Raw genomic sequence first — 26,169 nt, forward strand, 5'->3', positions numbered from 1 at the left:
GGCTATTTGGCTCTTTTCCTAAGCTTGTGCTGTTACATAACAGACTGAGAACGGCACATTGAGGCGATTGAACTCCTTGATCCAACGCCATTGGTTATCTTGGAGTTTATCGCCTGGACCTTTCACTTCTATCCATTCAAACTTCCCATCTTTAAAAGCAATCAAATCCGGCATACCGTTTCGATAGAGTTTTAAGTCGCTTAACTGTACGTTAAACAGTTCGACCAACAGGTCATTAGGGATGTGTTCAAGAGCTAGAGATATCAGCTCTTCGTTCACATATGCCCAACTGACGAAGGGATTACTGATCCCAACTTTATCTCTGTATGTATCAAACAACGCCGGTTTATTCCCTTGTTGAACTTGCCCAAGTGCATTGTCGATAAGCTGCTTTCTTTTATCGGCAAAATCGGCGTGATACAAATCCAATGGTCGAAGTTGATAAGCGTTAATGAATGCACCTTCTATCGGTGCAAAAATCGCATCCCACAAGGTCAATCCTAACAAGCTGTTGAGTAGGGTATTCTCGGAATAGAAAACGATCCAACCTAAACTTTCGAAATGCGCTTTGGTTGCCAGCTCCACACGTTGTTGGGACAGATCCAATTCGATGTGGTATTCGTTGCACTTGGGCTTGGTGGCTCTAGGGACTTTCAAGCCTTGTTTACGTTTAACGCGTTGTTCGAGCTTCTGTGCCACCTCAAACTCAGAGACATCGATAGGGTGGGTGAGCATCTCCGTGACAATGTCACTAAATAAATCGTTTTGTTCTAGCTTGTCGTATATGCGAGCACGACGCTCTCGGCTTGGCGCGAGTGTGGTCGTCTCAAACAGCGCAATTGCAATCTCAAGTTCGTTTATGCGTTCGTAATCACGGGCAATGTCGTTAATCATGTGCTCGCGTTTACGATCGACGTAGCGATGTTCAACCCGTTCTGGCATTGCTTCGATAAGAATATCGAGGTTCGCTTTTTGTTTTCTGTCGCATTGCCAATAAAGGTTGGAGAGTTGGCTGAGTTCAATAAGCCGATCGATTTGCTCTCTACTCTCGAAGAATCGACGCGCTTTACTTAACTGGTATTGTTCGAATTGGTGTAAGCCTAAGTCATCAAGCACGAACTGACTGAGGTCTTGATGGGTATTCGCAAAAAACAGCGTCAGCAAAACATCAATCATGTGTGCGGAGTTCAGCTTAATCACCGTGAAATCCAGAGCCTCAAATAGCTCGAAACGCTCTTCACTTAGGCATGCCACTAACGCCTCTTTCTTGAGGGTTTTAGGATGCTCAGGATAGAGCGTGACGACCTCTGGCTTGGTCAGTAGATTCGCTGCTAATTCTTGCGTTGTTAGGTCAGGGGAGAGCGAGACAAAATCATGAGCTGCCAATTCATCCAAAGCAGACTGGATATTCTCGATTTCTTGATAGTTGAGTTTGTCGCTGCGAAACCAGCAACCTTTACGGCTGTATAGGCGAACAAGAAGACACTGTGCGGGTTTGTTCAAGCTCTCAAGCGCGGATAGCCATTGGTGCTCATCTTGGCTAAGTAAGTCGCTGTACCATTCGGTAGCGTGCTGAGTGAGTTTAAAGAAGTTATCGAGATAGTAATCTGGCGCGAGTTCGACGGTGTTTTCCATAACCAACTAACAATAAAAAAGGCTTAACCCATAGGTTAAGCCTTTTTCGAATCAATTTCTGCAGATCTATTAGATAAATAGAACTGGACTGTCGATTAAGCGTTTTTCAGTTGTGCTACTTTCGCTTCAGTCAGTGGTTTAGTGATGAACGCTAGTACGATACACACTGCCATCATTACTGCTGAGATAGTGTAAGCAAGACCGTAGCCGTCACCGTTAGTCATTGAGAAACCAACAACAGCTGCACCGATTGCACCACCGATACCCCATGCTGTGTAAAGCACGCCGTAGTTAGTACCGTAGTTCTTCAGACCGTAGAATTCAGCCGTTAGAGTAGGGAATACTGCTAGAAGCGTACCGTAACCTACTGCTGCGATTGCTGTACCGATGATTAGCGTGAACTCAGTTTTGAACGTTGCGAACAGAACCATGTTGATGCCCTGTAGAACGAACGCTAGAAGAAGAGTACGTACGCCACCGATCTTGTCTGCAAGCATACCTGCTGCTACACGACCGCCTGAGTTAAATACCGCAAGGATAGACGCTAGGTAAACCGCGTTTGGTAGGTTCGCTTGAACGCTTGCGATAGTTGTGATGTTACCGATGATCATAAGACCAACAGAAGCTGCGAACGCGTACATGATCCATAGAGAGTAGAACTGTGGCGTTTTAAGCATTGCTTTCCAAGTTAGGTCGTCAGACTTCTTCACAACCTTAGGTGCTTGACCTTCTTTTACTTTAGGTTCAGCTGGCGTGTAGTCTGCTGGTGGGTTGTTGATTGTTGCTGCTAGAGGAACAGCGATAGCAAGGATACCAACACCAAGAACTAAGAAGCTTGTTTGGATGCCCATGCTGTCGATCAGCGCAGAAGTCACAGGAGCTAGGTAGATAGCTGCTAGACCGAAACCTGCTGCGATGATGCCGTTAACCATACCTTTCTTAGATGCGTGGAACCACTTCATTGCTGAAGGAGAAAGACACGCGTAACCGAAACCGATACCAGCACCAGTGATCACACCGAAAGTGATGTTCAGCATTAGTGGTGAGTTAACAAAACCAGACGCGATCATGCCTAGACCAGTTAGAACAGTACCTAGGATTAGGATCAAACGTGGACCCATGCGGTCTTGAAGAATACCTGCAACAAGAAGACAGATAGAGAAAGTAATAGTTGCAGTCGCGTAAGGTGCAGATGCTTCTGCTGCGCTCCAGCCTGACTCAGTCACTAGTGCTTTGTTGAATACACTCCAAGCATACAGGATGCCAAGACAAAGGTTGATACAGAATCCTGCTAACAGGATGCGCATAGCTTTATCAATCTTGCTCATTTTTGTTCTCAGTAATACCTCTTGGCAGATAGCAAAGAGGGGTCGGTTTAAAGATAGGGTTTACTCAAAATAAGTTTGCGTTTTTCAACACATAACGTAATGAGCGCGGATTATAACCAATAAATGTGTGATTGGAATCTCTTTTTACCCCTGTGGCTAAAAATAATTTGAAACATTAAAAATGATTGTAATGAGAGCGTTTTATATATGAAGGAAATGTTGATCTAACGTAAAGAAGCTTTGGTTTGGTAGTGAGATCCTAAGTGAAACAAGGTTGATAGCTCGAACATGGGTGTTTGGCTCACAGTTTAAGCAAAAAGTTTCTAAATGTTTAAGTGTTAATGTTCTGTAACAAAAGTGGCCAAAATAGAGACTGCTTTTTGTAAGTGCAGGATCTAAAGGGTTTATAAATTCGAGAATGTTAACCGCTTGTAATAACTAGATTCCAAAGGGAGGGTTGAACACAAAGTGAGCAAAAAATGTGCTTGTAATTGCTAAATAGATAAGCAAAATAGGGCGAAAAATGAGTTTTCATTAATGAAAGGATGCTTTTCTCTACTTGTAGTGAGGTGACTTATGAAATTGTTCCTATTACTTATGGCTTCTGTTTCTGCAGGTGTCGCATCAGCAGATCACATCCATTCATTCATGCTAGGTCTTTCTATTGCATCGCTTGCAGTAGGTAGCTGCTACTTCTTCGCATTCCGTAGTTCGCGTTTCCCACAGCTTGCTTTGTTCTTACTGATCTGTGGCATGTTGTCTAAATTGACGATTACTGTGGTCGGTGTGATGTGGGGTATGTCAGCTGAGCTGATTACGTCTCCAATCGTATTTGCTTTGTCTTACTTGTTCTTCTCACTAGCAGTAACCTACCTATGGTTCAGCTACCGTCAAAGCATCACCAAGGTTCCTGAGCGCTTCAAAGCGGCTTAATCAAAGTAATCAATTGATGAACACAAAAACGCCAGCGATTATCGCTGGCGTTTTGCTTTCCGTGTTTAAAGCGTCACAGTCAGTGGAGGCTCTGGTACTTCCAAAAAGCATGCTATCACTCGATACAATTCACCTTCTGCAACGGTGATCTTCCCATCCGATTCAATGGCCAAACGGCACGCTTTAACGAACTGACGTCGTTGAACGGGCTTCAGTTGCAGCAACAGCTCTAATGCAGCGCGGCTTAAACGCCAGTTGTTGTTTGGCTCTTCCAATGTCGTTTCTGCAAATCCTAGCGAGGTGAGCGAAGCGTTGAATGCGCGTTGTGCGCCTTCTCTTTCTGAATGCGTGACCCACGCCAATTCACGTAGCAACCAGTGTACGCTTTCTTGGAGTTGCTTGAAGGTCTTGTTTTGGCGAGTAGAGCCAAAAGGTGCGATGAGCTGCTTCTCAAGTAAATTAATGACGCACCACTCACCGAGAGAGTAATGATTGTCAGTTTGTGATAATTCACGCAGCACTTCACAAAGTCGGTTCTTTTGGCCTTCACTGAGTGCTTTTAGGGCAGGGACCGCTAATTCCAAAAGAGGAAGGCGCAAATGCGTTGGCAGCTCGTAATCTAACCAAGGTAATAGCTTTGCGTGCGACACCATTGGAATATGACCTTTGATCATCTCACGCTGCACTTCGCTGCCATCAAAAATCAGCAGCAGCGCAATAAAACGAGCGCTATAAGGCTCACGTGCGATGTCGACCAAGTCTTGTGGCAATTGGCTAATGAGCTGTTTCCCTGTCTCACTTAACTCTGAGGAAGTTGGCGCGACACTGTGTGGCTCAACGTCCTGGGTACCTAAGTCTTGGGGACTAAAGTCGGCATCCGACGCAAATCCACTGACTTGTTCATTACCGAAAGTTGCTCCTTGGCTAGGACTTTTACTCAAAAAGCTGCCGTCCCAATTAGGCTCAATTCGGCGAATCCTTTCTTCAAGTGGTGGGTGAGTTGCAAATAGGCCGGTAAAGCCAGATAAGTTGCACTGACCAAACATCATATGGCTCATTTGGCTGCTCGCTTGCGCATCCAAGCTAGAGCCAGATGCATGACCGCCAATCTTTTTCAAAGCACCTGAAATACCTTGGTCATTACGAGTAAACTGAACCGCACTCGCGTCCGCCAAGAACTCACGTTGTCGTGAGATAGCTGCTTTGATCATTGATCCAAATAAAGTACCAACCCAGCCAAGCACCAAACATACAATCGCTATCAACATAATGACCGCGAAGCCTTTATCTGAATCGGAAGAGCTTCTTGAGACGCGACTGGTGTGGTGTGTGTTGTCTAACACCAGATGACCGAAATGGGCAATGCAAGTGATGCCGAAGAGTACCCCGATTAAACGTGTGTTCAGGCGCATGTCACCGTTTAAGATGTGGCTGAACTCATGAGCAATCACGCCTTGTAATTCATCACGTGTGAAGGTGTCTAGTGCGCCTTGTGTAACACCGATTACAGCATCATCAATACTCATACCTGCAGCAAACGCGTTGATGCCTCGTTCTTCCTGCATCACATAAACAGGAGGAACGGGAATCCCTGATGCGATCGCCATTTCTTCTACCACGTTTAGAAGTCGCCTGTGTTTGGCATCTATCGTGTTGGAAGAGATCAGCTTACCACCGATGCTTTCTGCAACGCCTCGGCCACCGTTCGAAGATAAGTCAGATAGACGAATCATCGAACTTATTGCTACGATCAACACGACACCCGCAAAGCACAATAAGACATAGCTAATGGCCGTGTTTTGATCAAATGGCTCACCCGTCACCCCATAGTAAATTCCAATTGATAGGACACTGACCAAACCCGTAATGACAAATACCGCTAAGGAAAACAGAAACACCAAAAGCCCGGTGCGTTGTCGCGCGGTATCTTGATGGTCAAAGAAATTCATTAGAACTCAACCTTAGGCGCTTCTTGGATGGCTTCAGTATCTGCAAATTCCAACAACTTGCCGTCTTGGAAACCAAACATATTGGCAAACAAGACAGGAGGGAAAGTTTGCTTGTAGGTGTTGTAGCTGGTGACTGCATCATTAAAGGCTTGGCGAGCAAAAGCGACTTTGTTCTCTGTGCTAGTCAGCTCTTCTTGCAGTTGGCTCATGGTTTCGTTGGCTTTCAGTTCTGGATACGCCTCTACAACCACATTTAGCTTACCTAGCGCGTTTTGTAGCATGCCTTCTGCTTGTGCTAATTGGCTGATGGCTGCGTCGCTGTCTGGTGCGTTGCTGGCTGCTTTTAAACCAGATATCGCTTGGTTTCGAGCTTGAATCACTCGCTCAAACGTTTCTTTCTCATGTTCCATATAGCCTTTTGCGGTGCTAACAAGGTTTGGGATCAAGTCGTAACGTCGTTTCAACTGTACTTCAATCTGAGCAAAGCTGTTTTTAAAGCGATTACGTAGCGTCACTAGCTTGTTGTAAATGCTGACCGCAAACACCGCGATAAGCAAAATGATGACGATAAAAACAATAAGTGAAGTCATAGTAAGTTCCATTTTGTGAATGTATGGGATTTTTATATAAGCTGTTGAGATAGTAAGCAAATCAGACTGCTGAGAATGTGGAGCACTTTGAAAATATGGAACGCATTGCTTAATAAAACGCTCGACCTAATAAAACGAAAGGCTGGTGAATGAAGAAGAGAAGGGCGTAAGTAGAAGAGTCGTAGAATAAAAAAGGCTCGACATAGAAGCCGAGCCTTTACTGATTAGCGTTATGTAACCGCAGTTTATGCTGTCATTGGTACAAGCACCATAGTACCGATGATCACAGTAATCAGACCTGCAAGAACTGGCACAGATGTACGTTTTACTACTTCGAATGGACTGATGTTTGCCATACCAGAAGTCGCAACGATTACACCAGATACTGGCGAGATAGTACGGCCTAGGTTAGAAGCTTGTAGCATTGGGATGATTAGGAACGCAGGGTTGAGACCCATCTTCGCAGCCAGTGAAGGAGCAAGCTCTACGAACGCGTAGAATGGTGCGTTACCAGAACCCGTTGCAATCGCAGCAGCAACAGTTAGACCGGTTAGAATAAGCATTAGCGCGATACCGCCAGCACCTGCGTTGTCTGCAAGGTGTAGTAGGTTATCGATAGCACCAATTGACATAAGACCTTGCGCGAATACACCCGCCGCAACCAACAGCATTACCACGCCTTTAAACGCATCTGCCATGCCCGCATAACAAGAATCAAGATCCTCAAGTGATTTCTTACCGTCAAACTTGTTCACCACATAGTGAATCACAGCGCCCAAGAAGATAGAACCTACCACGATAGTGTAGATGTCTAGAGTCAGGCCAGGAATTGTGCGACCGTTGAATAGGAATACACCGATGATTGGTAGGAAAGGAAGAACCGCATAGAACGCTGGCGCATCTGCTTTGATCTCAGATACGTCAATCTTTTCCATTGGCGTGTTGTCTTTCTTATCTAGGTATTTGTTCCAGAAGAAAGCTGCTGCAGCCATTACGATGATCGCACAAATAGACACAGGCAGTACGGTTTGAACCGCGAACACGTCAAGCGCTAGGCCTGATTTTTCTGCCGCGATAACCACGTCACCAGAAGTTGGTGAAAGAATGATTGCCGCTGGTGAAGCACACACTGCTACCGCAGCAGGGCGAGAGATACCCATTGCTGTCATCATTGGGTATAGGGTAGCCATTAATAGCACGCCTAGACCTGTTGCTGAACTCACTGCAAGAGACATCAAACATGCCACGATGTAAGCCGCTACCAAAAGGACGTATGGAGACTTGATAACAGAAAGCGGTTTAGAGAACTGTTTTACTACTACATTGTTTGCGCCGATGTGGGTCATGTAAGACGCGAAGCCACAAAGTAGCATGATTTGCATACCAAGGCCGCCGCCACGGTATTGAAGCATGTATTTTACGTACTCTAGTGCGTCCGTCACCATATTACCCGTTGAGGTTACTTTTGATGGCAGAACGTCATGGCCAAGCAGACCAGTCATAAGAAGCAAACTAATACCTGCGGTTAATAACACGCCAGCGGCTTTGTAGCCTTTGACAATGAAATAACCCACAGCAATGGTCACTACCAAGCCAATTAAGAGCTCTAACATAGGGTTGTCTCCAGATATTATGAAAAAAAGAAAGAAACTGTTTCAGTTTATGTCAGAGAATTTACAGAATTCTTTTCTGTGGCACGAGACTAAATTAGAGCTAGCATGATCTAAAACAAATAATAGATTAATAAATAATTGCGTTGGATTATATTGTTTAAATTACGTTTTTCAGGTGTTATGTACTGGTTTTGTTGTTTTTAAAGAAACGAAAATATGAGCAATTTATCGAATAAAAATCGTACGAAATGATTAAAGAGTGGGAAAAGCGATAGTTCGAGCTAGATCACGTTAAAGGGGCTTGATTGAACAAAAAAGCTCCGAATTAACGGAGCTTTTGTTTTGACGTCTTTATATTGAAGCGCGAGTTACACGTTATGCGTAGCGTCGCACCAAGAGGTTCCAACTGCGTTGTTGACGTTCAAATTCTTCCTTAATTTGTTCGTATTTCAACTTTGATACGGAACGTTCGTACTTTTTCACTACGGTTGCTGTTTTCTCACCAAGCACTTCTTTTCGCGCTTCATAATATTCTTGCATGTGGTGTACGAGTGCATCGAATTCCTGCTGAAGTTGGTCACGAATCGATTGGCTATTTGGTTTCGTTTCTAACTTTTCTTTTGCCTTTTTCAGTAACTGAGTTGCGCGCGCTTTTTCGATACGAAACGTCGATGTTGTACGAAGTTTGGTTGTTAACCCCAGCCAAGAGCATGATTTGATCAACCATTTAGTCGGGTCGTAATGCCACCAGTACACGCCATTTCGGTAATCGTTTTCAAAGATGTGGTGGAAATTATGATAACCCTCACCAAAAGTGAAGAAGGCTAAGATGCCATTGTCACGAGCGGTATTTTTGTCGGTAAAAGTTTGTTTGCCCCATACATGCGCCAACGAGTTGATGAAGAATGTTGTGTGATGGCTCAAGAACAGGCGAGCGGCACCAACGATCAGGAACATTCCCAAGATATCACCATAGATAAGACCTAGTGCAAGAGGGAAACCGATATTAGTCGCGATAGCCAAAGGAACGTAATACTTGTGCTGCCATGCAACGATCTTGTCTCGCTTCAAATCACGACAGTTTGTGTACTCGTTCTCTTTTGACTTGTTGTAATCTCGAAGCATCCAACCAATATGCGAATACCAGAAACCGCGTTTCGCTGAATACGGGTCTTTGTCATTGTCATCAACATGCTTGTGGTGAACACGATGATCAGAAGACCAATGCATTGCGCTGTTTTGAAGAGAGAAAGCACCACCTATGGCAAAGATGAATCGTAAAACTGGGTGAGCTTCATAGGTTTTGTGACTCCACAGACGGTGATAACCCGCGGTAATGGAGAGATTGGTACAACTAAAGGCGATGATACCCCAGATCAGATGTTCCCAACCTAATCCGTAGTGGTATGCATACCAAGGCAATACAACAAAAGTCAGAATAAAACTGGCAGAAAATATCAATAGATTCAACCAGATAATGGGCGGTTTATTATGCGTCACGATGTGTCCCTAACTTTGAGCTAACAACTGTTCGCTAGAATATCAGCGTACACGTGTAAGTCAAACTAAAGTTAGGCGACTTTGTTTCGAGTTGTGACAGTTCTATCGCTAAGGCCAAACTCGCAATAATCTGGTGTAGTTAGTGGGATTTTTTGCTTTTAAACGAATAATGAGTAGTATTAATCAATGAGCTGTGGCTATAGATTTGTAAAATCTGCCAAAAATATGTAGTTAAAGAGGTGGAAAATGCCAAAGCTCGTTAGAGAAGCAATAAAAGAACATAGGAATACGTAATGGAATTACGATTAGCGGAATATAAGGATTATGAACGCATCGCGCAGTTGCACGTGGACAGTTGGAAGCGTCACTACCGCGGTATGCTAAGTGATGGTTATCTTGATAGCGAAGCCATCGACGATAAATTGTTGATTTGGCAAACTCGCTTAACCAACCCACCATTTAACCAGCATGTTGTGTTAGCCGAAGAGGGCGGGCTTCTTCTTGGTTTTGTTTGTGTGTTTGGGAATCATGATTTTGAACGCGGCAGTTTTATTGAAGCGCTTCATGTGGATGACAGTTATCGCGGTCGCGGGATCGGGAAGCAACTTCTATTAGCGGTTGCAGAATGGCAACAACAGTACTTTAAAGACAGTGGCTTGTACCTTGAAGTGATTTCTCAAAATGAACCAGCAATCCAGTTCTACCAGCATATTGGTGGACAAGAATGCCAAGAACGCAACTGGAAAGCGCCGGGTGGTGGTGAAGTCCTTGAGAAAGTGTTCCGTTGGTCAAATGCACAATCACTGGTTAATGGCATCGAAGAGAACGTGGTTTACTCGTAACGGTTGTAACCAGAAACCTAATTCAGGAAAGAGCAGCCAAGTGCTGCTCTTTGTCGTTAGAACCAATCCTAAAAGCTCAACCCCATGGCTTTTAGTTCACACTCACATTGTTCTGCGTGCTTAAATTGAATTGCCTCAATGCCTACCACGCGTGCGCCTTCAACGTTATAGGGCATATCGTCGAGGAACACGGTTTCTTTCGCAAAAAGTTGATGGGTTTCTAATAGGCTTTGATAAATCTCTGGTTGAGGCTTTAACAAGCCAAGTTCTGCAGATACCGTTGTGCCCTCAAATAACGGCCAAAAGTCATACGTAGCTTTTAGATATTCAACGATCTCTACTACATTGTCTGTCAGAGCGAACACACGATATCCTGCTGACTTTATGCGCTTTAGAAGGTCCACACTGCCATACATCAGTAATTGGGTGTGTTTCACGTAGTAAAAGAAACGCTCTGCTTCGCTCTCAGAAAACTGTTTTTCGAGTTGATACTGCCGCTTGGCTTGTGTTTCTGTAATCAGCCCTTTGTTCAAATCCAACCAAATCGCACTCATGAAAAGATCTTTTGCTAACGCCTCGGCATCGACATCATTTCCAAAAGTCAGTCTCACGATTTCGATTGGTGACCACCTTACGAGTACATTACCTACATCGAATACGACATTTTTAACCTCTACTGGTTGCATAGGCATCCTTGTTTGATAAGTTGAATAGGGAAGTGAGCACTGTGCTGGTGTTTGTATGTTGCATGGCATTCATGTACATGACGTTGCGCCACTTCTCAGTTTCTGATTAATTAGTAATCAAAGTTACCTAGTGATTCTTTTTGTGAATATAAAGCTCTGAATTTAAAGAAGAGCATCGCGAAATATTTGATTAATGTCTCACTGCTTATGTGCGATAACTAATATATAATTGAAAGGCAAATACAAAGAAAACAATGCTAAACATAAAATCAGTAAATGCTAGGCTCAGTAGATAAAGTAAATATGGACGCGATTCGCAAAGTATATCAGTACGCAGAACCCAACCTTACCCTCGTAGGATGGATGGGCTTCGTCGGGTTTCCTATTTACTACATCGTTTGGGAGTTCATGTTCCCGCAGCCTTACGAAAACCTACCGCTTCGTATTCTCTGCTCAATATTATTCTTTGGCATCATTTATCGTAATCGTACGCCATTTGAGTGGCGCAGGTTCTTACCCGCCTATTATCAAGTGGTCACGACGCTCTGCTTACCTTGCTTCTTCTTTTACATGTTGCTGATGAACAACTGGTCGAATGTATGGGTGATGTCGTTTATGTCGGCGATATTTCTTCATATTCTGCTCGTCCATATCACTTGGGTGATGTTTGCTCAGACCTTTGCTGGTATTGGGCTTGCGACATTCTTCGCTTGGATAGCCCAAGGGTTCCACCTCGAACTCACGATGGATTGGACGCACGTGCCAATCTTCTTGTTTATCTATCTGTTCGGTAACTTGTTCTACTTCAGAAATCAGGTTGAGCACGAAGCAAAAGTATCATTAGCGAAATCTTTTGGTGCCGGCATTGCACATGAGATGCGAAACCCACTGAGCGGTTTGCTGACTTCTATTGATGTCATTCAATCGGTTCTGCCAAATCCAAAAGAGGGTAAGAAGGCGCAATACACGTTAAGCGATGAAGACGTGACACTGTTACGAGAAGTCAGCAGTGACGCGATGAAGATCATCCACTCAGGGAATGAAACCATTGATTTGCTGCTTACTTCAATTGATGAGAACCGTGTATCTCGCTCTACATTCAAAAAGCATTCAGCACAAACCGTTGTCGAGAGTGCAATTGAAAGCTTCAGTTACAAACGTTCCACCGATCGTTTTGCGATCTCTTTAGACGTAAGAAGCGAGTTCGATTTCTTGGGCAGCGATACATTGCTTAAGTATGTGATGTACAACTTATTCAAGAATGCGTTCCATCATCGTAGTTCCGAAGATTTCCATATCCATGTCGCCATGTATAGCGATGAGTTCACTAACCAAATTGTGGTGACGGATAATGGTTCGGGCATTTCTCCGGATGTACTTCAGAGTATTTTCCAAGACTTTTATACCACGGGTAAACCCGGAAACTACGGTCTTGGTTTGCCTTTCTGTAAGAAAGTGATGCGCTCGTTTGGTGGTGATATCCTCTGTCAATCGGAAGTCGGTGAGTGGTCACAATTTACCATGACGTTCCCAACTATTGGCTCAAACGCAGTCAAAGAGATTAAGAGTGAATTAACGAAGCTAAAAACGATTTTGTTTGTGAGTGAGCAAAACATTTTAGTATCGAAAGTAACTGATATTGCGCGCCTTATGGGATTCGAACTCACGGTACTTGATGTACCAGTGGTGATGAAGAAGAAAGAGTACGAATTCGAGTTTGATTTAATACTGATCGACATGGAAAGCTTAGACGTGCGAGGTAATCACCTCGATAAAGTTGAATCTTTGCTCTCTTTTACTGAAGCACGAATTGTGTATCTCTTTGAACATCATCCAATTCAACGCGCAAGAAACGCGTCTTTCGAACCGATTTGGGTAGAAACCCAAGCATGGCTGCTAAACACCAGAGCAACCATCGACCGTCTGCTCTATGATGCAAACTATGTAGTGCCAGTGATGCCGGTAAAACCTCTAGATTCGACAAACAAGCGCACCATTATGGTGGTGGACGACAACGAGTCTTTACGCAAGTTTACAGCGATGTTGCTCGAGAAGCAGGGCTTTGACGTGATTCAGAAAGAAGATGGCCAGCAAGCAATCAACGCGTTAGACGCGAACGATGTCGATTTGATTTTAATGGACATTGAAATGCCAGTGATGGATGGTGTAGAGGCGTCTCGTCGAATTCGAGGTTCAAACAAGGCGTATTCAACGGTGCCTATCATTGCGCATACTGGAGACAGTTCTCCGATTACGTTGGATAAGATTGGCTCATCGGGGATGTCGGATTTCATCGTGAAACCAGCCGACAAGAACAGGCTGTTCGACAAGATTGCTAATTGGATTTAACCCAGCGTTCTTAACCTAGTCGCCTTAACTCCACGAATTCTTAACCCGTTATCACCACGGTGAAGCAAACGGTCATAATAGAGCTCAGCATAACGCTGAGCTCTTTATTTTTCGGCAGTCACAAGCTTCCATTCAAACGTGCCGTTTATGATCTGTTAAACAAACTCTAGTTCTGGATGGTTATACGCTTCCTGGCAAGCGGTTAGCACATGGTCGATGTCGCGAGACGTCATGTCGGCGTTGATTGAGAATCGAATAATGTTTTTATTCTTTCCCGTTGCCGGGCGACAAAATACAGCGCCAAAGACATTTCGTTCTTCTAAGAAGTCACGTACACGCTCGGTATTACGCTCGCTACCGCACTCTAACGCGATAATTTGTGATTCGCTGCGGATATTAAAACCAATCTGCTTAAGGCCCGTTCTGAGCTCTTTAGCGCGATTGAACAGCATGGTTCGTTTATCATCGGCGTTTTTAATCACTTCAAGCGTTTTCTCTAGTCGAATGACTTCTTGTGGCAGAACCGTTGAACTAAAAATGGCTGGGAACGCAACAAATGGTAACGTTCGTGCCAGTTTTTCTGGGCCGAGAATCGCTCCTGCTCGATAAGCAAAGGTTTTTGCCAGACTGACAGTAATGAAATCTACTTGATCAGTGAGTTCCAGCGATTTAACTAAGCCTGAGCCGTTAGGCCCGTGTGTTCCTAACGAGTGGGATTCATCCACCACTAAAGCGCAATCAAACTCACGCGCCATTTCGTAGATGTCGTGGAGTGGGGCGATCGTGCCTATCGTGCTGTAGACCGAATCTACCACGATAACGCCTGAGCCATGACGCTGGATCTGCTTACGCAAGTGGCTCATGTTGTTGTGCATGAACGGATGCGCTTGTGCTCCCGCAGCCCGAATACCTTCCCACAATGACATATGTGCAAAGAAGTCGATATAAACCGGCGTTTCCGGAGGACAAATGGTCTGCAACAATCCTATATTCGCAGCCCATCCCGACTGGGAAAGCAAGCAACTCCCCATGCCGACATACTGCGCGAGCTGCGTTTCAAATGCAGGCTTGGAATCATCATCTTGCAAGAAAATCGCAGACATAACGACGTTATCATCATGCTCAGATATCGCATCTCGGTGAGCTTTTTGAATCTGTTGGTTATGAGATAGCGATAAGTAATCGTTACTCTGCATGACCACAGCTTCGGGTTGCGGTCGTTTCCCTAATACCAAGTGCTTTTGGTTCTCGTTCTGTTCAATCAGATCTTGAATATAAAAGTCTAGGCGTTCCTCAACAAAGGAAGGAAGTCGTTTCGTTTTCAGTTTATCACTCATAATAAGTTCTCTTCGAAATACAGAAAAACGCCAGCGCTGACAGTTATATAGTTTGACTAATATGAGTGAGGTGTAATTAGCCAAGTTGCATAAGTTTGCGTGCGCCTGCAAACTCGGCATTTAAGGGATGGGTGAGCTTTGTAACTCCTTACCATTCGGGGGTCTAACTAAGATCGCGCTTGAAAAATAACCATTAAAACACATAATTAATATTTATGAATTTGTTCGATTTTTCCTACAAAATTTAACTGGCGGGTAAATTGGTAGGGGATGAGGGTAGCGCTACGTTTAGTGGTTTTCATTCCATAAATAATGAGAAAAGCGTCGCTCTTTTGCACTGCAATGAAAAAATTTAAGCATAAAAAAGGCACGTGTATCACGTGCCTTAGGAAGGAAGTTAAGAGGGGGGATTATCGCTTATTACGAAGGTAACGTTTACGACGTTCTTCTTTGCGTTTTGCTTTTTCTTCTTCTTTACGAGCGGTTTCAATCTCTACTTCAATCAATTCTTGAGTGATCATCTCAGGCAGTTCGAGGGTGATTTGTCCTAATGTGCCTTGACGAAGTTCATGAAGAAGGATCTCGGATACTTTGTGAAGGTCTACTCGTCCGCCAGCACGTAATGCACCGCGGCGACGACCGATCTCTTCCATCATCTCGATATCCGATTGTGGCAGTTCGTCGATTTGGTAACGCTCTTTTAGCTTTTCAGGGTAGTGAGCCGCTAGGTACTCCACCGTGTAGAACGCGACTTCATCGTATTCCATTGCGGTGTCCTTTACCGCGCCGGTTGCAGCAAGACGGAAGCCACTGTGTGGGTTTTCTACTTTTGGCCACAGGATCCCCGGAGTGTCAGAAAGAACGATACCATTTTGAAGGTTAATACGTTGCTGACGACGTGTAACCGCTGGTTGGTTGCCTGTCACTGCGATAGTTCGACCCGCCAACGCATTGATAATGGTGGATTTACCAACGTTTGGAATACCCATGATCATGGTACGAATGTTCTTGCCAATTTCTTCACGATGCGGGGCAAGTTTACGTACCAACTCCATAATTTTTAGGACTTCAGTCTGTTGAGAGGTAGTAATAGCAATCGCTTTTACGTTGTGCTCTTTCTCGAAGTGGTCAATCCAAACTTGAGTTAACTCCGGGTCCGCAAGATCACGTTTGTTAAGCACTTTTACTACTGGCTTATCGCCCTTGAGCTCCGCGATCATAGGGTTTTCACTACTAAAAGGGATACGAGCATCAAGCACTTCAATAATGACATCTATTTGAGGGATCGCTTCTGCAATCTCTTTTTGTGCTTTATGCATGTGGCCCGGGAACCACTGGATAGAGTTGTTAACCATTTGAAAAATCGCCTTATTGTTTCATGGTTATGCTGGTGGGTTACTTAGCTTAGTTACATCATTTATGGGGATGTTTAGGGAGTGGGTTAATCATCACCACTCGTTACCACTACAGCGAGTCATGCGAGGATCTTAACACTTTATTGAGAGAGCGGAAATGTTAGAGCAGACTGACAGAGAGATATTTAGGGGCTTAAGCCCTGTTTTAGTGGCAATGCGGTTACTTTCAAGTCGAACGGGGTTTTCTTTCAAGCGTGATCAGCTCATTGTGACGCAGAGAACTACGCCGCAATGAGCTGAATAAGAAGAGACAAGAGGGCGTTAAGAGGCGGAGTCGAGTAGTTCGTTGATCAGTTCTGCGCGCTCAGTTCTTGCAGCTAACATCATTTGCATGTTCACGGGTGGAGCAGGGTTAGTGCGGATGTAACGAGCGCAATCAACAGGCACACCATCCACAATTAATTCTAAGTGCAGGTGAGGGCCTGTTGTTCTTCCCGTATTACCAGTTAGGCCGATGGTTTGTCCTTTCGTTACGTGGTCACCCACGCGAACATCGCTTCGAGATAGGTGTAAGTAACGAGACATAGAACCGTTGGTGTGGCGGATATTAATGTAATTACCGGCAAAACGATTATAGCGAGACTTCACGACGACACCATCTGCAATGCTCTGTATTGGCGTTCCAATTGGAACGGCGTAATCAGTACCCAAGTGTGGTGCAATTAAACCTGTTGCTGGATGTTTTCGTTTCAAATTAAAACCAGAGCTAACTTTGTACTTTTTCGCTAGTGGAAATGAATAATATGGCTTTCGAACTAACTTATTTCCATATTCATCGTATGCGTTGTTGTCGCCATCGTTAATAACAAAAAAGTCTCTTTTACTACCGGAATAGTAAAAAGAACTGATGTATTTTTCATTATAACTATTAGTTCGGGTTTTTATTGAAAACTTGTCGCCTTTTCTTACCGAACCAATAATGTCGAATTCATTTTCGATTAATTTTATCAAAGATTTTATCTCTCGCTGAGATAATCCTGCATTAATCAAAGAAGTCACGAAAGAGTAATCGATTACGCCTGTGGTGATCTTGGTTCGTTGAAAGTACGTCTCGTAGATGTGTTCGATGTTACTGTGGATTATTTTGTTAGAAACAACAGCTTGAGGTTTTGGTGTGACTACGCTTGGTCGCTCTTCAGGAGTGAGTAGATGATGAGTAAAAGACACGCCGGCAATGATGACGAATGCAATGAGCACGAGGGGTAGAGCAATGTTTTGTGTATGTTGTCTTAATATTAAACTTGTCATTAAATCGAAATTATGCTCAAAGGCGAAAAATTGAGGGGAGTATAATATTTAAAATAAAATCTTACACGCCGTTATAGCCAATTCCTGTGTTTTTACTAATTAAATAACGATAGATGTGAAGTAGCGCTGCTAAAGAGGTTTTAAACTACCTATTTTGTTAGCGTTTATGTTTGATTTTATGGTTATTTTGTCACGTTGAGAAAATCCTAGACAATAATATAATCTCGGCAAAATATACTCTGCCAAATTACTATGTTCACTAAAAATACGCTAAAACCAACGTTAGGTCTCATGGCTGCTTCACTTTTATTGAGTGCATGTGGCGGTGGGGATGGTGGTGACAATACACCGCCAGCTAGGAATACAGGAAGCATCTCAGGTAACGTTTTTGACGCTCCAGTCAATGGCGCCAAGATCGAGGTGTTTGAATACAAGGATGGAAAAGTCGGAAGATTGCTTGCAAGCACGACTTCTGATGCCTTTGGTGATTACAAGCTTGAATTCGAATCCTCTTCGATGCCTTTGTATGTCGTTGCACAGCAAGGTAGCTACACTGATCCTCTCACAAAAGAGATTGTGTCATCGAGCGCGGGCAAGACTTTGCGCTTAGAAGGGGTAGTGAATTTTAGTGAAGGTAGTGATCAGAAATTAATGCTCACACCACTGACTAATATCGTTTCTGGTTTAGCTAAGTATAAGGTTTCCGGTGGGGAATCTGGCTCAGATGCGGTCTCTGAAGCCTTAGATAGCATCAATGGGATGTACGGGTTCAATGTCAATGAAACCACTCCGATTGACATAACGAAAGGTGGTCAAAGTAGCTTTGCCACTCCTGGTCACCAATACGGGGCTTTGTTAACAGCATACTCTTCACTTTCATATGATCTTATTGAAAAATACGGTCAGTCTGAAGATAACGTCTATACCTCAATGCATTTTGCTGACATTCAATTTCGTGATGTCATCGCTGATGGTCTTCTAGACGGCTTAGAAATCAGTGATTCGACAGGTGCAGTGACGCCGCTTACGTTTGGTCAGCAGAGAATTACCAGCGACATTTACACTCAAGATCTTTCTCAACACGTTTTGATTGTAGTGAACGACCCAGAGCTTAATATCTCAGGTACGGATGCTGATGATTACGTTGCTTTTAGTCAAAAAATTAATGACTTGGGAAGCCATGGTACGACCGATGGTGTTATTCCACCACGCGATGAAACCGAAATCGATACAACCCCCCCAACCGTAAAGCGCACCGATAGTGATGTATTAGCAAGAACAGATAGCGTAGATATCAGACTCAACGACGATATCGGTGTTCAATCTGTTTCTGCTTATGTGGAATACCAATTACATGGTGCTTGGTCTGGCGAATTCAAATGTAACGACCAACAGACTTCTGGCAGTGAGTTTTGTTCGGTAGACGCAAGCGGATTTGAAGTTGGGGTTCGTGAAACAAACATCAAAGTAAGTGTCGATACAAAAGCTATTGATGCCGTTGAGGTTGATTCAGACACCGGCCTTTCTAATGTGACTGCTGCTCGTTTGGTGTTTTACACGGCAGATGTTTTAGGCAATGAACTTGTTCCTGGCAGCAATTCAGGCCATTACATAAATTTCGAGTGGGATAATGAAGCACCGGTCATCTCTGTTACTTCTGCAAGCGCTATCAACAACGAACTTCAAGAGTACGTATTAAAAGGCATAGTAAAAGAAGCGTCTCAAGACATTAAGTCTGTCAGCGTTTCATTTAAAAGCGGTCTCCCAGAAGATGTAGCTTGTACTCCTGTAACGGCAGAGTCGGGCAGTGCTTGTGAATTTAGTAAAGCTTATTCGACAGACGAATTCTTATCTACGACTACGTTCGATGTTAAGGCTACTGATACCAAAGACAACGTCGGTGAATACCAGCATGCAGTAAGCCGTGACGATCAAGCCCCTGCTCAGATAATTACGTACCCTGAAGGGACATCGATGAACTACGTTAATGTGACCGTCGATGGAGAAAGGTCTACGTACGAAGGGGTTTACACGCAAGATACTTATACATCAAACAATGTTCAGTCGAGTAGAGACTACTTGAAGATCGATTATGTCTATGCCGCTTCTGGCTTGAAATCAATTGATAGCGTTGATTTCGCGAACTTTAACGTTAACCTGTTAAAACAGAATAAGATCCCTTACGTACGAGTTCGAGTTTCCGATGTGAACTCTGATACGGTTTTAGGCTCAAGTGCTGACAAGCTTAAACTAGTCGTGAAGTACTACGTAAGCCAAAACAATGACAACAACTACGCATTTCAAAACACAACACAAACCTTGGCCTCGACGGACACTATCACCGCGAGTATCCCTCACGAAACTATTTTAGATAGCGAAGGCAGAGTCGATGAGGTTATTTACTACGTTCCTTTCGTAAAAGAGGTACTTGGTGATGGTTTTAAAAACGTTTCAGAAAACGCCAGTCAGAAACTGGTAATTCAAACCATCGACGAGTCCGACAACGAAAGTGCGACTCAAGAAGTTTATTTCCGAAGCAGTTTTGACCTACCTACGATGACGGTTGTGACTCCTTTCATTGGGGCGCGTGTGCAATTAGAAGGTTTGAACCCAAATGGTGAATTCACCTCTCTAGCAAGTTGTACCACCATTCAGCAGCCAGAAAGTGATCAAACTACCGCGCTTGATGTTGCTTCGTGTGAAACCACGACGGACGTTGTCAATTATGAATTCATGCGAGTACGTTTAATTGGTGTAGAAGGGACGGACCCTCACTACTATCAATGGAAAGACGATGCAGGCGCCAAATCGAGCGTTAATCTAAACAATGCCAATATCGGCGCATATTTTGAACTTGACGGTTCAAATACGTATTACGTGACCGAGCTTGCCACTTACCAGACAGGTTTGTTCGATTATCGTTGGAATCAGGTAGAAGCCGGTGACAAAACATCAGAACGCGCTTCGCAAATTCTTACGGAAGTGAAATACGCTTTAGCGGGCGGTAATAAATCATTCTTCGGGTTCGTTCCAACTGTCACCGCTTATGCTTCGAATGAGATGCTTAAGGAGCCAATTCCTAGCGATCTCTCTAACGACTACCTGCACCGTTTCCTTGTTGAAGCAATTGATGACTTATCTCAGGACACACCTCGTAATAACTCTTCTGATTTCGCCTCAGCTATTTATGACGATCTTAGCTACGATGGTAAAGCAAACGGGATTGGCGCTGGTGGGAACCAAATCCAACTAGATGGTTATGTATTTAAACCTGATACCTACCGCAAAGACCTTGCTCAGTCCTACTACAACATCATGACTGAAAAATACGGCATTCCTGATAATATTGCTCAGCTTTATGCCGATGATATTTCTATGGCTAATCCTAAACTTGGCGAAGACAATATCTTTGATAGTGGTGGCGGTAGTATTGATATTTATCCTCCGAAACAAACACTAACAATAGAGACTGGCCGTGAAACAATGGTTGGCGACAAGCTTTATGTCGCGGGCGAAGTAGTATCTAGAGTAGTGTTAGAAGATCCATCTGGGGTTGTAGAGGAAGGTGAGCAAGCACCGAAATTCCAAAGTATGTGGTATGCCATGGATGACCCCAATACTGCTATTCCATTGGAACTTCAACCACAAGAATCTGGCGATAGTAATAAATTTAGAAAAGAGTACTTCTTTACCTTAAATACAGAGTCAGCAGATCTCACCGATATCATCGAGTTTGCGTTGGAGACAACGGCATTCGATACCAAAGGTAATGGATATACTGAGGCCGAACCTCTTGTAGAGCGTTTGTATGTAGATAATGACTATCCGGAGGCGAGTTACATCCCTCCTATAGGTCCAGATAAAAACCCTATAGGGGAGGATGTTTATCTGAGTATTAGAAATAACATCCACGATCTAACTTTTGAGTTGAAAGATGAGGTTGATGACAAACTCGAGAAACGTAGCTTACTTTTCTATAAGACATCTGGGGAAAGATACCCAGTGTCATATGAGCAGTTTTATACCAACCAAAGCGATCGGTTCGTCGTACGCCTATGCAGTCAGGAAGATTGCTCGACTCAAGGAACAACAATTAACCCAGGAGATGGTGACTGGTTAGCGGTAGTTAGTGCCGAAGATAACTTGGGGAACGTGGTATCAGATGCCGACAATGGGGCCCCAAGGTTTCGTATTTATATCGACTCTGAGTCACCGGTTGTTAATGATGCGGAAATTACAGAGCGATTGGGTGGCAATGATGTTTGGACTCCGGTGATCGATTGGGGTGATCTTAGTCAAGGTAGCAAAGTAAAAGTCGAACTAAGGAAAGGCTCAGGTCAGTCCCAAACGTTAGAAGCTTGCGATCCTGAAACAAGCGTTTGTGATCAACCATACCTCATTGGCGAGCAGCCGGATGTTAAAGTTCAATTGGTTGCTGAAGCCTTTAATTACGATTCCAAAAATGAATTTTATGTAACGGCAACGGATAAAGCGTATCCAGCAAACGAGAGTAGGAAGGGGACGTTCAGCTTTCAAGTTGATAATAAGGGACCAGTAATTCTACTTTCTACCCCTTGGATTGAAGACGCTTTGAATAAAGAAAACACCGTAGTAGGACGTAAGTTCAATGTGCTTTTTGAATCTGTGACAGATGATTCTGGTATTGAGGAAGTGTCCTTGTTCCAGGTAGATAACCCTACAGTGTTAAAAACGTTTAAGCCTGAGAACCCAAGTCAAAAGTTCGAAATGCCACTTGTGGAAGATGATACTAAGAATATTCACCTTAACCCTACTGAAGGAAATCTCATCCGTCTCTATGTTAAAGCAAAAGATGTTCATGGTTTTGAAAGTCAATCTAATACAAATAGCGTAATTTTTGACAGCAAAGGCCCAGAATTTAGCTTGATGGGGCACGATGTTAATAGTTACTACAATAGTGATTATGTCTTTGAACTGAGAGCTACAGATTTAGGCCCGAATGGTAACGTTTCTCCTGAAGGAGTAGATCGAGAAAACTTAGAGTACTGGATATTTGAAGATGTTGAACCAACTCCGGGTACTCCGGGAACGAAAATAGTCAATGCCGACGCTCTTAAAATTCCTTTAGGTGGGCAAAGTGATGGTGAGCATACAATTAGAGTTAAAGGTTCAGATACTCGTGGCAACTCATCGACAAGTGACTTTTTAGTTAACGTGAGCAGTAAGAAACCTGACTTAAAATTAGGGATTACTTATGCTAATGGTGATTCAGAAGGCCAAGAAATTAATAATAACGTGGTCTATGACAATGGTGACATTAAACTCACACTCGAAGTAAACGATGTGAGTGGGGTTAATAAAATTATATCTACTTATAAATACTCTGGTGAAAGCAATGCGACAGACTTTCAGTTTTCTAAAGTTGACGGTTCAGAGGACACTTGGGAAGCGACGTTAACCCAGGCTCAACTAAGTATAGATGGAAACTATGAGTTAAGTATTAGTGTTGAAAATAATGTCCAACATAACGGTACTCCACTAGTTAGCAACATTAACCGCACGTTAAGCGTCCAGCGTAATGGTGTCGAGCTTGAAATTGCAGAGCCAGCGCCTACAGATTTTCAGAGCTATGTTTCTGATGGGGTGCTAGACGTTAAATTCACAACTAAAAGTGAAGTTAAAGCAAAAAGCATAGAGTGTTGGGTTCGTAAGGAACACAATGGCAACGATGCCCCTACTAGTGGAGAAAAGCCTACTTCTGGCGTGAAGAATATTTCTTCGGGGCAAGAGCCTAGTTGTAGCGTTGACTCGGAAAATATTTCGTATTCACCTGCTGTTTTGATTGTCCAAACTACGGGCACGAATGGAGCGGAAGCCGTTCAGAAGTTTGACTTTAAAATGATGGATGCAGAGGCTCCAAAGACAGTTTCACCAGAAACGGATCAATACGTATTTCAGGGTTATGAGGTGACCTATTTAAAAGATGACCCAACCAATACAAAGTATCTAGCGTTCGACCTTACATTTAAAGATGAGTTGTCAGGAGTAAATATTACCGACAACGCGGATTACCCAACGTTAATTAGAATGACTGGAGCTATTCCGTTTAGCGCTGAGAGTTGTGTTTTGAATGCCAATGGTGAAGCTGTTTGCCGTTACAAAGAAAAGTATGCCGATATTATTCAAAAGACGGCGGTTACGCATGCCTACAAAATTTCCAACATTACTGATAATGCAGGCAACTTAGCAGCAGAGCATGAATTTGAATTTATATTACCAACTGAAAAGCCGGTAGTTGAAATTACAAGCCCTCAAGAAGGGGAGCTACTAAATGGTAAAACTCTCGATGTAGATTTTAGAGTTAAGCTTGCCGAATACTCGGATATAGAAAACGTCAGTGTTACCTTTGGTGGAGAGTTCTATGACTTAAAAAATAATGCTGACAACTTCAGAGATTTCACAACCTGTGCTGATGATGACAAGTATCGCTGTTCAACATTTTCTAGTGAACAATTGGAAAGCTCTCTAGAAAACAAGGCATTAACTGTAAATGTGACTGTCACAGATGTTTGGGATAACCGTGGAAGTAAAGCCGTTAAAGATATTAGATTCGATAATACTGCTCCTGTCATTGGAGATGTGATCACGGTTACTGAGCAACCAGATGACAAAGTTAGGTTCACTTTTGTCGAGATGAAAGATGACGTCAGTGGTTTAGCTAAGGTTAAGTACACTGTGCGAGCGCTTGGCTTTGAAGAAGAAAAAACGGAAAACATGACTTATTTCGAGCTATCCAAAGATCAGCTCTTAGGTCGTGATCAAATAACGGTTGAGGTAATCGCGACTGATGCGGTAGATAACCAGAGTAGTGAAAATAAGACTATCGATCTGACTGCGCCGACTATTAGTCTCTCATTTAATGATATGGCTAGCTTGCTGGGAGGCAAGCTAGCATTCACTAAAGAAAGTCAATCGTTCACGATTACGTCTACAGAGGGGGAGCATGTCAAGGCAACTCATTATTCCATTGATATGGTTCCAACTACCGGAGACCCGCTTAACTTCAACGGCAATATTGTGTCGTCAAGCGCGACTGGTACCATGGATTTTGCAATTGATGACCAAGCTGAATACATATACAAAGTGACAGTCACTGACTCAATGGGACGTGCTGTTACAGACTTTAAGCTCTTTAATAAGACTTATGATGCCAAAGGTATCGAATCTGTTGTTGATCATGAATTACCAGTTATCAGTGGTATCACAGCGGATCAAGTTTCAATGACACCGACGGATGATAAATATGAGTTGGGTGTAACTGCTGATGTGACTGATAAAAACTTAAGTTCAGTTACATCAACAGCTGACAACGGTTCAGGTCTAACATTAGGGCCACAGTCAATCACGGAACCTACTAACGATGGCGACCCTTATGTGTTTCACTACTTGTTATCGCCAGGAGATTACACGATAAAAGTAATCGCGACTGATGCAGTCAGCAATCAAACGGAAAAAACGACAACATACAAAGTGGAAGCAGCGACAGTCCCTGAGCTAACAATATCGACTACTGCAAGCACACCTTTGGCTGGTGGCGTCGAAGTCCCGCTTACGTTTACTTTTACTGAAGAAGTCACAGACTTCGATATTTCAGACGTAAAACTAGAAGCAAGTGATGGGAGTGAGATTGGTGAGTTGAAGTCTTTATCTTGGAGTACCGCTGACAACATAACCTGGACGGTCAAGTACATAACCCCAGAAAAAGAAAACAAAGACATAACTATACGGGTCGATGATGAGAGCTACAAGAGCATCAACACTATCCCCGGAAAAGGGGATAGTTTGGTTCTGGGGGTAGAAGGTGTATTACCAACGCTTACTAAAGTAACGTTTGATCCTCTGCATCAGGAAATTGGAAAGGCAGTAGACGTTAAGCTTGAGTTTGACAAAGAGTTACAAGAAGCAGTAGCAATGTTAGATGGAAATGAAATTAGTTCACTGACCGCGACTGCAGATAAAAAAGTTTGGATTGGTGATGTTCAAGTCCCGACAACAAGTGATTTAGGTGTCAAGTTGGTCGTAGCGCAATTCAAAGATCTAGTTGGTAACATAGGCGCTGAAAATTCATCTTATATATTGCCAATCACCCCAACCTTGGCGATCACGCCTGTTGGTAATGTGGATGGCACCAACGCGGCCTCATTGCAGATTGCGGGGGCGTCAACTCGCTTTGATGGCCAAACGGTGAGCGTAGAAATCAAAGCGCAAGGCAGTGAAACGCCTATCGTGAGCAGCAATGCCACGGTGCAAAACGGTGGGGCTTGGACGAGCAACGCGATGGACATCAGTGGTGAGACAAATGGCACCTACAACGTGGTGGTGACGGGGACCAACGCCTCCAATGTCGAGGTCACAGAAACGAGCACCTTAACGCTATCGCAGGCATTGCCAACCTTGACCAGTGCGACCTTCAATCCAACGCACCAGTTGGAAGGGCAAAGTGTCGCGGTCACACTGGAGTTCGATAAAGCACTGCAAACAGCGAGTGCAGAGCTGGGTGGTTCCGCCATCACGCTGACCAAGACAGGGGATGCGAAAGTCTGGACTGGTGACGTTGTTGTGCCTGTGTCGTCAGAGCTGACTGTAGGCTTGGTGGTCAAAGACTACCAAGACCTATCAGGGAATACAGGCGCAGAAGACAGCAGCCACTCGATGCCAATCACCCCAACCTTGGCGATCACGCCTGTTGGTAATGTGGATGGCAC

14 protein-coding genes are annotated in these 26,169 nt (G+C 43.8%); 4 read left to right on the forward strand and 10 right to left on the reverse strand.

Annotation, left to right across the window (positions count from 1 at the left end; all coding sequences use genetic code 11):
- Positions 1-18: 18 nt before the first annotated feature.
- Together QTO06_RS14285 and QTO06_RS14290 are read right to left on the reverse strand one after the other, a co-directional pair.
- Positions 19-1,635, reverse strand: coding sequence for a VRR-NUC domain-containing protein (locus QTO06_RS14285; RefSeq protein ID WP_331408611.1), 1,617 nt, complete (start codon positions 1,633-1,635; stop codon positions 19-21).
- A gap of 95 nt (positions 1,636-1,730) precedes the next feature.
- Positions 1,731-2,963, reverse strand: a complete 1,233-nt coding sequence (locus QTO06_RS14290) for an L-lactate MFS transporter (RefSeq protein WP_009704178.1) — start codon at positions 2,961-2,963, stop codon at positions 1,731-1,733.
- Positions 2,964-3,539: 576 nt separating this feature from the next.
- On the opposite strand from QTO06_RS14290, the gene QTO06_RS14295 reads away from it, so the two are divergent.
- Complete coding sequence (locus QTO06_RS14295; RefSeq protein ID WP_331408613.1) at positions 3,540-3,896, forward strand: NADH:ubiquinone oxidoreductase; 357 nt, start codon at positions 3,540-3,542, stop codon at positions 3,894-3,896.
- A gap of 65 nt (positions 3,897-3,961) precedes the next feature.
- Here the strand turns inward: QTO06_RS14295 and QTO06_RS14300 are convergent, their stop codons facing one another.
- From QTO06_RS14300 to QTO06_RS14315, 4 genes are all read right to left on the reverse strand, one after another.
- Positions 3,962-5,845: a M48 family metallopeptidase gene (locus QTO06_RS14300; RefSeq protein WP_331408615.1), complete on the reverse strand. Its 1,884-nt coding sequence runs from the start codon at positions 5,843-5,845 to the stop codon at positions 3,962-3,964.
- Positions 5,845-6,435 (reverse strand): LemA family protein, encoded by a 591-nt coding sequence (locus QTO06_RS14305; RefSeq protein WP_033005634.1) that lies wholly within the window; start codon positions 6,433-6,435, stop codon positions 5,845-5,847. Before QTO06_RS14305 ends, QTO06_RS14300 begins: the two co-directional genes overlap by 1 nt.
- Before the next feature lie 245 nt (positions 6,436-6,680).
- Complete coding sequence (gene dcuC / locus QTO06_RS14310) at positions 6,681-8,048, reverse strand: anaerobic C4-dicarboxylate transporter DcuC (protein ID WP_331408617.1); 1,368 nt, start codon at positions 8,046-8,048, stop codon at positions 6,681-6,683.
- A gap of 375 nt (positions 8,049-8,423) precedes the next feature.
- Positions 8,424-9,548 carry an acyl-CoA desaturase gene (locus QTO06_RS14315; RefSeq protein WP_331408619.1) on the reverse strand — a complete coding sequence of 375 codons (1,125 nt, stop codon included), beginning with the start codon at positions 9,546-9,548 and terminating at the stop codon, positions 8,424-8,426.
- Between the two features lie 293 nt (positions 9,549-9,841).
- Between QTO06_RS14315 and QTO06_RS14320 the strand changes: the two genes are divergently transcribed.
- The gene (locus tag QTO06_RS14320; protein ID WP_005437703.1) at positions 9,842-10,390 is read left to right on the forward strand and encodes a GNAT family N-acetyltransferase; all 549 of its coding nucleotides are present in this window, start codon (positions 9,842-9,844) and stop codon (positions 10,388-10,390) included.
- Between the two features lie 68 nt (positions 10,391-10,458).
- Here the strand turns inward: QTO06_RS14320 and QTO06_RS14325 are convergent, their stop codons facing one another.
- Entirely contained in the window at positions 10,459-11,076 is a 618-nt protein-coding gene (locus QTO06_RS14325; protein WP_331408621.1) for an HAD family hydrolase, read from the reverse strand.
- A gap of 303 nt (positions 11,077-11,379) precedes the next feature.
- On the opposite strand from QTO06_RS14325, the gene QTO06_RS14330 reads away from it, so the two are divergent.
- Entirely contained in the window at positions 11,380-13,425 is a 2,046-nt protein-coding gene (locus QTO06_RS14330; protein WP_331408632.1) for an ATP-binding response regulator, read from the forward strand.
- 155 nt (positions 13,426-13,580) lie between these two features.
- Here QTO06_RS14330 and cqsA read toward each other — a convergent pair whose 3' ends face one another.
- The 3 genes from cqsA to QTO06_RS14345 all read right to left on the reverse strand — a co-directional run bounded on the left by cqsA (position 13,581) and on the right by QTO06_RS14345 (position 17,425).
- Entirely contained in the window at positions 13,581-14,882 is a 1,302-nt protein-coding gene (gene cqsA / locus QTO06_RS14335) for an alpha-hydroxyketone-type quorum-sensing autoinducer synthase (RefSeq protein ID WP_331408623.1), read from the reverse strand.
- A 290-nt stretch (positions 14,883-15,172) separates the two neighbouring features.
- On the reverse strand, positions 15,173-16,117 hold the full coding sequence (gene ylqF, locus QTO06_RS14340; RefSeq protein ID WP_038897169.1) for a ribosome biogenesis GTPase YlqF: 945 nt from the start codon (positions 16,115-16,117) through the stop codon (positions 15,173-15,175).
- Between the two features lie 321 nt (positions 16,118-16,438).
- Entirely contained in the window at positions 16,439-17,425 is a 987-nt protein-coding gene (locus QTO06_RS14345; RefSeq protein WP_331408625.1) for a peptidoglycan DD-metalloendopeptidase family protein, read from the reverse strand.
- 291 nt (positions 17,426-17,716) lie between these two features.
- Here QTO06_RS14345 and QTO06_RS14350 point away from each other — a divergent pair.
- A partial coding sequence (locus QTO06_RS14350; RefSeq protein ID WP_331408627.1) for a tandem large repeat occupies positions 17,717-26,169 on the forward strand: 8,453 nt, incomplete at its 3' end.

Source organism: Vibrio sp. M260121 (assembly GCF_036533715.1).
Lineage (GTDB): Bacteria > Pseudomonadota > Gammaproteobacteria > Enterobacterales > Vibrionaceae > Vibrio.